The sequence below is a fragment of the Campylobacter sp. RM19073 genome, assembly GCF_024723495.1.
GTDB classification, from domain to species: domain Bacteria; phylum Campylobacterota; class Campylobacteria; order Campylobacterales; family Campylobacteraceae; genus Campylobacter; species Campylobacter porcelli.
In genome coordinates, this window is sequence record NZ_JANQCT010000030.1 from 1 (window position 1) to 12,141 (window position 12,141).

13 protein-coding genes are annotated in these 12,141 nt (G+C 34.6%); 11 read left to right on the forward strand and 2 right to left on the reverse strand.

The genetic code is table 11. The features are described from left to right. The 7 genes from CSUIS19073_RS07535 to CSUIS19073_RS07565 all read left to right on the forward strand — a co-directional run. The coding region (locus tag CSUIS19073_RS07535; protein WP_337214401.1) for a hypothetical protein at nt 1-2,299 on the forward strand (2,299 nt) is incomplete at its 5' end. Between the two features lie 93 nt (nt 2,300-2,392). Continuing rightward, complete coding sequence (gene recA, locus CSUIS19073_RS07540) at nt 2,393-3,427, forward strand: recombinase RecA (RefSeq protein WP_086237123.1); 1,035 nt, start codon at nt 2,393-2,395, stop codon at nt 3,425-3,427. Next, nucleotides 3,427-4,677: a phosphopyruvate hydratase gene (gene eno, locus CSUIS19073_RS07545; RefSeq protein ID WP_086237122.1), complete on the forward strand. Its 1,251-nt coding sequence runs from the start codon at nt 3,427-3,429 to the stop codon at nt 4,675-4,677. The genes recA and eno overlap by 1 nt, the downstream gene beginning before the upstream one ends. Next, the gene (locus tag CSUIS19073_RS07550; RefSeq protein WP_086242315.1) at nt 4,674-4,943 is read left to right on the forward strand and encodes a hypothetical protein; all 270 of its coding nucleotides are present in this window, start codon (nt 4,674-4,676) and stop codon (nt 4,941-4,943) included. Before eno ends, CSUIS19073_RS07550 begins: the two co-directional genes overlap by 4 nt. 7 nt (nt 4,944-4,950) lie before the next feature. Further along, nucleotides 4,951-5,661: an AMIN domain-containing protein gene (locus CSUIS19073_RS07555; protein WP_086237120.1), complete on the forward strand. Its 711-nt coding sequence runs from the start codon at nt 4,951-4,953 to the stop codon at nt 5,659-5,661. A 29-nt stretch (nt 5,662-5,690) separates the two neighbouring features. Further along, nucleotides 5,691-6,260, forward strand: a complete 570-nt coding sequence (locus CSUIS19073_RS07560; protein WP_086242316.1) for a ribonuclease HII — start codon at nt 5,691-5,693, stop codon at nt 6,258-6,260. Then, complete coding sequence (locus tag CSUIS19073_RS07565; RefSeq protein WP_086237118.1) at nt 6,257-7,318, forward strand: ATP-binding protein; 1,062 nt, start codon at nt 6,257-6,259, stop codon at nt 7,316-7,318. Before CSUIS19073_RS07560 ends, CSUIS19073_RS07565 begins: the two co-directional genes overlap by 4 nt. Nucleotides 7,319-7,325: 7 nt before the next feature. On the opposite strand, the gene CSUIS19073_RS07570 is transcribed toward CSUIS19073_RS07565, so the two are convergent. Both CSUIS19073_RS07570 and CSUIS19073_RS07575 read right to left on the reverse strand, forming a co-directional pair. Continuing rightward, complete coding sequence (locus CSUIS19073_RS07570) at nt 7,326-8,246, reverse strand: hypothetical protein (RefSeq protein ID WP_086237117.1); 921 nt, start codon at nt 8,244-8,246, stop codon at nt 7,326-7,328. A 6-nt stretch (nt 8,247-8,252) separates the two neighbouring features. After that, nucleotides 8,253-8,462, reverse strand: coding sequence for a hypothetical protein (locus CSUIS19073_RS07575; protein ID WP_141082458.1), 210 nt, complete (start codon nt 8,460-8,462; stop codon nt 8,253-8,255). A 324-nt stretch (nt 8,463-8,786) separates the two neighbouring features. Between CSUIS19073_RS07575 and CSUIS19073_RS07580 the strand changes: the two genes are divergently transcribed. The 4 genes from CSUIS19073_RS07580 to CSUIS19073_RS07595 form a co-directional block, all read left to right on the forward strand. Next, complete coding sequence (locus CSUIS19073_RS07580; protein WP_086237115.1) at nt 8,787-9,572, forward strand: hypothetical protein; 786 nt, start codon at nt 8,787-8,789, stop codon at nt 9,570-9,572. Nucleotides 9,573-9,581: 9 nt separating this feature from the next. Next, nucleotides 9,582-10,148 (forward strand): C39 family peptidase, encoded by a 567-nt coding sequence (locus CSUIS19073_RS07585; RefSeq protein ID WP_086237114.1) that lies wholly within the window; start codon nt 9,582-9,584, stop codon nt 10,146-10,148. Nucleotides 10,149-10,244: 96 nt separating this feature from the next. Further along, nucleotides 10,245-11,096 carry a hypothetical protein gene (locus CSUIS19073_RS07590; RefSeq protein ID WP_086237113.1) on the forward strand — a complete coding sequence of 284 codons (852 nt, stop codon included), beginning with the start codon at nt 10,245-10,247 and terminating at the stop codon, nt 11,094-11,096. Nucleotides 11,097-11,108: 12 nt separating this feature from the next. After that, nucleotides 11,109-12,141: Cj0814 family flagellar-dependent secreted protein (locus CSUIS19073_RS07595; RefSeq protein WP_337214402.1), on the forward strand; the 1,033-nt coding region annotated here is incomplete at its 3' end.

Sequence of the window (12,141 nt, forward strand, 5' to 3'; positions counted from 1 at the left end):
TATAAATAATCAAAATAGTATAACATCTATAAATAACCAAGGCGAAATAGCAAATTTACAAAATTTTAAAACTATAGGTGGCGGTAAAATCGGGATTAATAATAGTAATAAAATAGGCTCATTAATCAATCACGGCACTATAACTGCAAAGATTGGGCTAGATAATAGCGGAGTAATAGATAAGATAGATAATCAAGGCGTCATCGCTGGAGATAAATTTGGTATAAATAATAGCTCAGTAATCTCAAATTTGATTAATTCAGGGACTATAAGTGGCAAGGAAGCAGCTATAAATAATGAAGGCGTGATAGAAAAGCTAACTCTTATGCCAAGCTCAAAGCTCTTAAGCGACTCACAAACGATAATCAAAAATAGCGGAATTATAGGCGAGATAGATAGTCAAATACAGATTGATAAAAAAACTTCGATTGTTATTGATAATGATAGTGTGCTTAGTAGGGTTAATATTAAAACTGATATGAGTGGGCTAGATTATGGGGTGAAAAATAGCGGCGAGATTACAGATTTGATAATTAATGCGAATTTAGAAGGCGAAAATCACGCTGGGATTAGCAATAATAACACCATATCAAAGATTACAAATAGTAGCACTCTAAGCGGATATAATGGAATTTACAATGATAACTACATAGGCACTATAGAAAATAATGGCACGATTATATCTCATTCTAGCACGGCTATTTATAACGATGGAACAATAGATAAGATAGATAATAATGGTAAGATAGTAGGCGATATTATCAATAACTCGCCAAATACTATTAAACAGCTAATAAACTCTGGCGAGATAATCGGAAATATGATAAATAACGCTGGAATGAATGTAGGTCTATACACTCAAGATAAAGCTATAGAAAATAAAGGCAAAATAGCTGGAATAATCAACCACGGCACCATAAGAGCGAAAAAATATGGAATTTATAATGATACTGGTGCTAATATATCAAATTTAGCTAATTACGGCAAGATAATATTTAAAGATCAAAATGGTGCTCAAATATATAATAATGGAAACATAGATATTACTATGTGGGGCATTAGCTTAGGCGGGACTAGCCTAAGCAGTATAGATACCACTAATGGCAATGCCAATATAGATGATAGGATATTTGTAGCTGGGGATAATGTAGATGGGATTAAATTTGGTAATAACTCCATCATAGTCTCATCAGGTAGTAGCACCGGTGGCGTGCATGCACTAGATAATATGGTATTAAAGCATAATGGCACTAGCTATATCGGAGTGGGCGATGAGATTGGTATAAACTGTGATACGCTGGTATTTAACAATAATGGAATAATGAATATGACTTGTATAACCTTAGCTGGTGGCGGACAAGCTATAAATATAATCTCTAATAAAGCTAAAGTAGATATACCGCGAGTATGGATAAACAATCACACTATATCTAGCAACACCCATATGGATATACTAAGGAAGCTGAATTTAACAAATTTTGATTTAAGCAGTGATGACTGGGTGGGATTTGCTACGCCATATGCTAGCCATACAAAGCTAAATTTACAAAATGGCAAAGCCACCACAAATACTTATGGTGCTCTAATAGGAGCTAGTAAAACCCTAGATATAGGTGCTATGGTGGCACTTTATACTGGCTATGAGTATGCTAGTACCAATATGCCAAGAAGCTCTAGCTTAGATGATAGATCATACTACACAGGGGTTAGCTACTATGGGGAGTTAAATTTGTTAGATAGGATAGATGCGTATGTCAAATTACATAGTGCATATAAATATACTAAAAGCAAAATAGTTAAATTAGATGAGGCTAGGACAACGACGCTAGAGTATCTAAATTCAGATAGAGCTAGATTAAGCTCCATAGGTGCTAGTGCGGCTCTTGGGGTCAATATCTACCAAAATAATAACACCATATCCCCAGAGCTATCTCTAGGCTATGATAGAATAAATATAAGCAATTATACTTTAGGCTATGAAGAGTATGCTAAATCTCATCTAAACTTGCCAAATTTATCAGCCTCCATCGCATGGCAAAAGGATTATGAAAATATTTACACCACGGCAAAAATTGGGGTAAAAAGGCTATTAAGCGATACTCACAAAACCGCCTTAAAATATCAAAATTTAAATATGGATAAGACAGATACTAAGCTCATTAACACCTATATAGATACAAGCTTAGCCTTAGGATGTAAGGTAGATGATAATACAAATTTATCTATAATCTACTATGGCAATTACGCTAATGAAGCAAAAAGCCACTCTATTATGGCTCAAATGGAGAGTAAATTTTAATAAAAATCAAATTTATATTTAAATTTTATTAGGCTATTAGCTTTTTTAAGATAAAATAACCCCATTTGTATAACCAAAATCACAAGGAAAATTATGGACGAAAATAAGAAAAAAAGCCTTGATTTAGCTCTTAAGCAGATTGATAAGGCCTTTGGTAAAGGCACTATTTTAAGGCTAGGAGATAAGGAGATTGAGCCTATTGATAGCATTAGCACAGGATCGATTGGGCTTGATATCGCTCTTGGTATTGGTGGGGTGCCAAAAGGTAGAATTATAGAAATTTATGGCCCTGAAAGCTCTGGTAAGACTACTCTTACTTTACATTTGATAGCTGAGTGTCAAAAAAATGGTGGAGTTTGTGCCTTTGTAGATGCAGAGCACGCTCTTGATGTCAAATATGCTAAAAATTTAGGTATTGATACAGATAATTTATATATATCTCAGCCAGATTTTGGCGAGCAAGCCCTTGATATAGTAGAGACCCTAGCTAGAAGTGGAGCGGTGGATCTAATCATAGTTGATAGCGTTGCAGCGCTCACGCCAAAAAGCGAGATAGAAGGCGATATGGGGGATCAGCATGTCGGCCTTCAAGCAAGGCTAATGAGCCAAGCCTTAAGAAAGCTTACTGGTATCGTCCATAAAATGGGAACTACGGTTGTATTTATCAACCAAATTCGTATGAAAATAGGAGCCATGGGATATGGCACACCTGAGACTACAACTGGCGGTAACGCACTTAAATTTTACGCCTCAGTCCGCCTTGATGTGCGTAAGGTCGCTACGCTTAAGCAAAGTGATGAGCCTATAGGAAACCGTGTAAAAGTAAAAGTAGTAAAAAACAAGGTCGCACCGCCATTTAAGGTGGCTGAATTTGATATAATGTTTGGCGAGGGTATAAGCAAGGAAGGCGAGATTGTAGATTATGGCGTTAAGCTTGATATAATCGATAAAAGCGGTGCTTGGTTTAGCTATGAAAGCACGAAAATTGGTCAAGGCAGGGAGAATGCTAAGGCGTTTTTAAAAGAGAATTTAAATATCGCTGATGAGATTACTGCTAAAATCCGTGAAAATCTAGGCGATAGCATGATGAGTAGTGCAGATGATGAGAATGAAAGTGAGGAAGAGTAATGCCAGTAATTAAAGAAGTAAAAGCTATAGAAGTTTTAGATAGTCGTGGAAATCCTACGATTAAAGCCTTTGTAACGCTATGCGATGGAAGCACAGGCTCAGCAGTTGTCCCAAGTGGTGCTAGCACAGGTAAAAGGGAGGCCTTAGAGCTTAGAGATGGCGGAGAAGCATATTGTGGCAAGGGTGTTTTAAAGGCTATTAAAAATGTAAATTCAATGATAGCAGAAGAGCTTTGTGGTAAGGATGCGTTAAATCAAAAGGCGATTGATGATGCTCTAATCGCACTAGATGGCACTGATAATTTTAGTAAAATCGGTGCTAATGCAGCTCTTGGTGTATCCATGGCAGTAGCTAGAGCGGCGGCAAATTCGTGCAAACTTCCGCTATATAGGTATCTTGGTGGGGCTAATGCTTCTATTCTTCCTGTGCCGATGTTTAATATTATAAATGGCGGAGCTCATGCTAATAATAGCGTGGATTTTCAAGAATTTATGATTATGCCATTTGGATTTTCTAGTTTTAGCGATGCACTTAGGGCTGTAGCTGAGATATACCAAACTCTAAAAAAGCTATTAAATGATGCAGGCCATAGCACGGCTGTTGGCGATGAGGGCGGATTTGCTCCAAATTTAAAAGATAATGAAGAGCCACTAGAGCTGATAATGCAAGCTATATTAAAAGCTGGGTATAAACCAAATGAGCAGATAAAACTAGCCTTAGATGTCGCAGCTAGTGAGCTATATAATGGCAAGGTTTATAAGCTTGAAGGCAAGGAATTTACAAGTCAAGAGATGGTGGAGAAATACGAAAAATTGTGCCAAAAATATCCGATATTTTCAATCGAAGATGGACTTAGCGAAGATGACTGGGAGGGCTGGAAGCTACTAACTGATAGACTTGGAGATAGAGTTCAGCTTGTTGGTGATGATCTATTTGTAACAAATGAGAAAATTCTAAAAGAGGGAATTATAAAAGGCATAGCAAATGCAGTTCTTATCAAGCCAAATCAGATTGGTACAGTAAGTCAAACTATGCAAACAGTGCGTCTAGCTCAAAGAAATGGCTATAGATGTATAATGAGCCATAGAAGTGGCGAGAGTGAAGATAGCTTTATAGCTGATTTTGCTGTGGCGTTAAATACAGGTCAGATCAAAACAGGCGCAACAAGTAGAAGCGAGAGAAATGCAAAATATAATCGCCTACTTGAGATTGAGTGCGAAACAAGAGAGTATGTAGGTGATGGGATTTGAATCCTATTTTAGCCGAGCTGGAGTATAAGAAGCCAAGTTCATTTAGAAGGGTTATCGCATACTCCTTGCTGATATTTGCCACTATAATATTTGCAATTTATGTTGGTAATGTCTTTTTTGGAAGTCGCTCAGCAACTGTATTATACGACTTAAAAAAGCAAAAAGCCGCCTTAGATAATGAAGTCAAGAAGTATCAAGAGCTAAATTCAGCTCTACAAAAAGAGTATTTTGAGCTAATTGGACTAGATCCAGATAGCTATAAGTGAGTGTCAAATGAAAAAAATTATATTAATAGCAAGTTGTGCTATAGCTTTATTAGCTAGAGAAAATCCGTTTGTTCCTGATGATATTAATGTTACTACGCTAGATTCAACAAATGTTAGTGAAAACGCTCCAAAACTAGATAGAGTAATTGCTAAATTCCCAAGCGATGCTAGAGAGCTAGTGAGTGCGACTTTTAGCTATAAATCTATAGATGGTAGCATTAAGCAAAAAATAGTTGATATTAATGCGAGTTTTGACTGGCATGATGATATAATCATCTCATCGCAATCGCCAGTAACCACTCAGGCTACTCCAGCCCTTGATGTGTCTGTAACTACTACTGATGAGCAGACCAAACAAGCTGTGGCTAAACAAGCAGCACCAAAGCCACTTAGCGTTCCGCCAAAGATAGAGCCACCGCTAAAAAGTGTTTCGTTTATGGATTTTATCAAATTTGATATTTTCAACTCAAAAATTGAGATTATTAGCAGTGATGAAATGATAAGGGATTTTATTATTAATAAGCCTGATAAAATTGTTATGGATTTTAGCAGAAGTAGCGATTTTACTACAAAAACTATAAAAATCGACAAAGGCCCACTAAAAAAAGCCACAATAGGAGCCCACAAGGGATATTATAGGGTTGTCTTGTTTTTAGATGGTAATTATCATTATGCCATAAGACAAAGCGGCAATGGATATACTTTGACACTTAGATAAGGCTTAAAGGCAGTTGATTAAAGAAATTTATGGCTAATATTTGCGGTGTTGATGAAGCTGGTAGGGGTGCTTTAGCTGGTGAGTTAGTGGTTTGTGGGTGTGCTTTTAATGGCGATACAAGCGAACTTGGCTTAAAAGATTCTAAGAAGCTAACCCCTAAAGCAAGGGAGAAAATCTATCTAAATTTGGTTGAAAAATTCGAATTTATAACCATATATTTTAACAATAAAATTATAGATGAAATAGGGCTTAGCAACTGTTTAAGACAAGCTTTAAGGGTGATTAAATTTCACTTTAAAGAACATAAGATAATCTATGATGGGAACTGTGATTATGGGATTAAAGGGATTACAACCATAGTCAAAGCAGATGCGAAAGTGCCCGAAGTTAGTGCTGCTAGTATCATTGCTAAGGTTAGTAGAGATATGCAAATGCGATCTTTTGATTATTTATATCCAAATTTTGGCTATGCTAAGCATAAGGGTTATGGGGTCAAGGCTCATATAGAAGCACTTAGAAAATATGGCTCAAATGAATTGACTAGACTAAGCTTTAAGCCAAAAGCTCTTCAAAGCTCTCTTTTTGGAGATAAAATTTGAGTATTTTAGAGTATTTGTATCAAAATCCGCCAAAATCAAGAGAGTTTTTAGAGCGAAAAATCAAAATCGAAAGCCCAAAAACCCTATTAAAAGGCGTTAATGGTAGCGGAAAAAGCTCACTTATTTTAAACCATTTAAGCAAATTTGAGAAGTTTTTGTATATCGATCTTGATGATGTAAGAAGCTTTGGCGTGGAGCAAAATCTTGATGAGTTTATTAAGGCTAATGGCATAAATGCAGTAGCGATTGAAAATGTAAAAGAGCCACCTATCTTGCCAAATTGTGATAATATCATTGTCTCTACTGATTTAAACTCACTTCATATAGATGGGCTTGATGAGCTTGAGATATTTGGGCTAGATTATGAAGAATTCATACTATTTTATCGTAAAAATTATGATGCTAAAACGCTTTTTAGCCACTTTTTAAATCGTGGAAATCTAGCTTTTAGTCCATTTTTAAGCGAATTTGAGATTGGAGCGTTTTTACAAAAACATATAAAAGCCTCAAAAGGGGAGTTGAATGCCAAAATCTTAGCAAATATAGCTAATTACATACATCAACCACTAAATATATTTAAAATTTATAAATCCTTAAAATCACATATGAAGCTTAGTAAGGATAAGCTGTATCAAAATATTTTAGATCTTAAAGATCAAAATATTATAAAAACTATTTATAATATAGATGAAAATAGTAATTTAAAAAGGGTGTATTTTAGCGATTTTGCGTTAAAGACGGCGTTAAATTTACATAAAGATCCTAAGGCGATAATAGCAAATATGGTATTTTGCGAACTCTTAAAGCTAAAAAAAGAGATAAAATATAGCAATTATCTTGATTTTATCATTCCAGATATGAATTTGGGGATTTTGGTTTTGCCGTTTTTACCGTTTGAGCTTGCAGTTTTAAAAGCTAAAAAGCTAGGTAATTATTGTAATGAGCTTGGGCTAAAAAGAGTAGATATAATATCAAATTCGCAAAGCCAAATGGTTAAAATCGATAAAATCACATACAATATAATGCCGTTTTGGCAGTGGGCCGTGTGGCTACATTAGGCCTTAATCACACTCTAAAATCCACTTTGGCTATATTAGCACTTATATTTTCTATAACTGAGCTTAAATTAATCAGTTTATCATCTTGTAATAATCCAGCCTTAGATAATAGTGCTTTTTCTTCAGGGGTTAAAGTGCTACCAGATCTTTGTTTGTTATATGCTATAACAACTCTATTATCAGCTTCATCTACGCTTAAATTTATATTTTGTTTTTCTTTTAGTATATAGTTTATTACATCATCTACATCTTCTTTGTGCTCTTTTTTGTTTATTAATTCGCCATAGCTTAACTTGCCATCGCTATTTTTATCACTATTTAGTGTCCTATTTAGCTCTTTTTCTATTGTATCGCTTGTGTATTTGTTATTATTAGACATTGTAGAGTGTCTATTTTGGAATTCTTTAGTATATTGTGTATAGCCGCTAGCTCCATCGGCTATTGCTTTCATAGTGCCCAAATAGTATCTACCTTCAGAGCCAAACCCCGAATATGTATCCATAAGCTCTACGCTACTCATAAATCCATCGCTATTACTATCAGCTTCTAAATATCCCCTTTTATAAGCAATATCCCCAAACCATCCCCCTACAAAGCTCTCAGCCTTGCCATTTAAGATAGTTGAGCCATCATCTCTACTAAAAAAATCTTTCGTATCAAATACACTTTTAAGCTTATTTAAATTCTCATCACTAAGACCTATTTTTATATACTCTCCACTTGTATTATCTTTAAAATATACTTGATTTTTAAAAGCACTCTCATTAAAATTTACTTTAATCTTTGTGCTAGTCATGCTGTCTATACTCTTATCAAGCTTGGATAGCTCAGTATCACTTCTGCTATTTATGGCTTGTTTTTGGAGTGAGAACATACTTATACCAGCTATGCTCTCATATCCAAAGTGGTTAAATTTTAATTTATCCATATTAAACTATTTTTTATTAGTCCAGCTTCCAGAAATGCACCCATACCATGCACAAAACGCATTAGAATATATACTTTGATGGTAGGTTTGTGAGTTTGTATTGGCATTATAGTTATTATTATATGGTTTTATAACCTTATTATAATAGTTATTATATAGCGTCCCACCAAAAGCAAAATTAGCAAGCAAAACCGGTATAAAAATAATTTTTCTCATATTAACTTCTTTGATTATATTTCTATAATTTAGGGCAATCATAGCAAAAATTTTACAAAAATATTATATTTGTTTCCATATTTTTCATAATTATTCTAATATATGTTACAAATTTACACACATAAAATAAAAATGCTATTTTAAGCTTAAAAAATTAAATTTATTTGCGATTTTGCCGATAGGTGAATTCAAGGGCATTTAAATATACCCTTAAACCACAAATGAGAAATCAAATATGAAAAAAATTGCTTTTTTCTCAGAAGCGGCGACAAACTCACTTGTTGCTCCATTTAGACAGCTCTTGGGTTACAAGGTAGGTCTAAAATGAATGATATTTTTTCACAAACTTTTAGTTCTAGATTTGTGGAGGCTGGAGCTTATGCTGCTATAACAAAGGCATTTTCAAACGAAGTAAAAAACCAAAACGAGTTAAGCGCAAGCAAGCTAAGTAAGGCAAAAATTGATGCATTTGTAAACTCAGGCATAAAAGGTGAAGAAAAAAACGGAGAAATCAAGCTTTGGAAAGAAGAGCTGAGCAATGATGAGAAAACCGATCCAAAAAGCACCCAAATCTATAAGCTCTTAAACTCGCCAAAACCTAATGGCAATATTGTAGAAGCATTACAATATTCGCTAACTCAAGCTATTTTTGGCGGAGAGAAAAAAGGAACTTTTATGGAGCAATTTATCGCTATGAGTGATGAAGAACAATTAGAAATTGTGAAATTCTACGATGAAAATGCTATAAATTTTAGCGCGCCAAACATGAAAGAAAAAGCTAGTGCTTTGTTTCTTGAACCTATAAGCATAGATGAGTGGAAAAATAGAGTAAAAGAGCTAAGCGATCAAAGTGGCGGAAAAAATATCAAAGCTGATTTTGGTAATTTAAGAGAAAATCTAAGCGAAGTAGCAGCTGATATAACAAGTGCAGCTGATGAAATAGAACGCAAAAATCGTATGTTAATGCGACAATATAACGGAGCAAAAAGCAAAAATCTAAACTCTGAGAGCAAAAATGAGCTTTTAAAAACATTTTTTGAAGAGTTTTTAAAAAATAATAATCCATTAGCTTTTTTAGAAATTATGAAAAAAATAGATATAAGGGCATAAACTATCCAAATGAAAAGCATATTTTTAGCATTTTTATTAACTTGTCATTGCTGTGCAGATTTTGCTGTAAAATCATATCAAGAGATAAAAAATGCTCGCACCATAAGACAAAGCTACGAGGCTTCTTGTGGTGCTGCTAGTATGGCTACAATCCTAAATCTCATAGACAAGCAAAACTTCACTGAAATGGATATGATAAAAGTTTTTAGCAAAAAAGAGTTACACACTGATATGGTAAGCTTTGCTGACCTTGAAGATGCTCTAAAATCACTAAACTACGAAGCAAAATCATATAAAATAGATAGAGATATTTTAGAGCATTTAAAGGCGCCAATTCTTGTAAAAATAGAAGATGATCCTAGATTTCCACATTTTGTGGTGCTTATAAACTATGATGGCGATTATCTTGTTATCCTTGACCCTAGCCACGGCGAGTATATAGCATCTAAATCTCAGTTTTACAGCCTTTGGGATAGGGATAAAAATGGTGGATACGCACTGCTAATAAACCCAAAACTAGAATTTCAAAGAGAAAAAATAAACTTCCCAAATAAAATATTCTTTGAGAAATTCTAGAATTGATTTTAAATAATTAAATTTATTTTACAAAACTATTTCTCTCTCATTTTGGAACAGATATTGCTTAATATACAATAAAAACAAGGAAAGTAAATGAAAAAACTCCTACTCCTACTTGCTCTTAGTGTATCTATTTACGCATCTGATGCTCTAAATATAGATACTCTTTTTAAAAAGCAAATAGGTCTTAGAAGTATTACAAATCTATCTTTGACAAGCTCAGGCAATCCAAATACATATAGCCTATACCCAACGCTTAATATAAACTCAGCTGCTACAAGCTGGGAAGATACCAAGCAATTGACCCTGTCACAAACTTTTATTTACACAATCACTCCAAAGCTAGATGTTTTGGCAAGTGGCTCGGCTAGTGGGGCTAGAAATGAGTATTTTAACTACAATACCTTAGAACACGAAAGCTCTACTAAATACAACTTTGATGCTCTATGGCTAGGCTTTATTTATACCTTTGATAGTATAGCAGAGCTGATCCCACAAGCAAGGTTTCAATCAGCAATAGCCCAAAGACAAAGACTAAGCGATGAGACAAAAAACTTTTGGCTAAAATCTCAAAATCTAGAATTCTCACTAAAAGGCTATAGCGACCCAGTAATATATGGTATAAAAGCAGGATACGGCTATAATCAAAAAAGAAAATTTAACCTAGCAAATATAGAATACGGAAATAGCTTTTATTTTGGTGGAGATTTATCCATAGTCCTTAGCCCTAAAATCAGCCTTGATTTAGGCATAGAACAAAGATTTCAATCAGCGCAAAAAATAAATGACTACAAAAACACAAATACTCGCTCATTGCCTACTTATAGCGTAGGGGCTACTTATAGTGTAAATAGTGACACAGCACTAGGAGTAAATTCTAGCTTTGGTGGAAGTTCAGCTACACCTGATGCTGTATTTGGTATGACTTTATGGAAAAAATTTTAAAAAAGGGTAAAAATGCTAGTAACACAAAATAATAATTTCACAAGCTGGAATTCTAGTTTTAGTAGTAAAGAACAAAATTCTAATAAAACTTTTAATCTAGAATTCGCTAATGAGATACAAAGCGATATAAAAACAGACAAAAAGCTAGAAGTGGGTGGCATGGAATACTTAAAATTCCCTAGCTCAAATGTAGAGATAAATTTAGCTATGAATTCGGCTGTAAGCTCGGCAACTACTGTAAATCAAACTACTGCTACTGCCTACGGATATAGCGTAGATAGCAAAGGCTTTATGGGGGCGGATTTTAACAAAGCTGCTGGCTTGCCACAAGACTTTAAAATTCACAAAAGCACACTAGATGCTATAAATAATAAAACACAAGAATACTGTCAAAAAACAAGCTGGCTTACTGGCACAAATATAGTGGCTACAAATATTGATTATGCTGATACTGTAGGACAGTATTATAAGCTATTTGAAAACTTCGTAGATACTGACAAGAAGAGCTATACAAAAACAGAGCTTAATAAATTGCCAAGTGGATATGCTGATACGAGACCATCTCTTTTTGTGGTTGGAGATATAGTGGAGATCGATTTTAGAGATGCACAAATTACGCATATTTTTAACAAGCAAGATACCGAGCAGTTGCGCCAAACAGCTTCATTTTCTCAGGGTGTAGATACCGGGCTTGTAAGGGAGATTTATTTTAAAATTCCACAAGGTTTGCACGGAGACAATGCTTTTGATCACGATATGAGCGTGTATGATAGCCAAGACGGCGCATATAGTATAGAAAGTATGTTTGTTAGTTTTATCCATTCGCAAGGTGGCGGTATGCTTATGGGTGGCAAAAGTAGCCTAAATACTGAAATTCCCGTTAGGCAGGCTTTTAGAACTATGCCTATTTACAGTCTTGCTGATGTCGTAAGTAACAAACAAACTCAGCAAGACTGGCTAGATCTGGATACATTTTTACAAACAAACAATCCTTACAGCAGTATTTTTGGCGAACCTAGCTCTAGCACAAAGCTAAAAATGCTAC

Coding starts and splice junctions, on each gene's coding strand:
- recA (WP_086237123.1), top strand. CDS start 2,393: ATGGACGAAAATAAGAAAAAAAGCCTTGATTTAGCTCTTAAGCAGATT.
- eno (WP_086237122.1), top strand. CDS start 3,427: ATGCCAGTAATTAAAGAAGTAAAAGCTATAGAAGTTTTAGATAGTCGT.
- CSUIS19073_RS07555 (WP_086237120.1), top strand. CDS start 4,951: ATGAAAAAAATTATATTAATAGCAAGTTGTGCTATAGCTTTATTAGCT.
- CSUIS19073_RS07560 (WP_086242316.1), top strand. CDS start 5,691: ATGGCTAATATTTGCGGTGTTGATGAAGCTGGTAGGGGTGCTTTAGCT.
- CSUIS19073_RS07570 (WP_086237117.1), bottom strand. CDS start 8,246: ATGGATAAATTAAAATTTAACCACTTTGGATATGAGAGCATAGCTGGT.
- CSUIS19073_RS07575 (WP_141082458.1), bottom strand. CDS start 8,462: ATGAGAAAAATTATTTTTATACCGGTTTTGCTTGCTAATTTTGCTTTT.
- CSUIS19073_RS07580 (WP_086237115.1), top strand. CDS start 8,787: ATGAATGATATTTTTTCACAAACTTTTAGTTCTAGATTTGTGGAGGCT.
- CSUIS19073_RS07585 (WP_086237114.1), top strand. CDS start 9,582: ATGAAAAGCATATTTTTAGCATTTTTATTAACTTGTCATTGCTGTGCA.
- CSUIS19073_RS07590 (WP_086237113.1), top strand. CDS start 10,245: ATGAAAAAACTCCTACTCCTACTTGCTCTTAGTGTATCTATTTACGCA.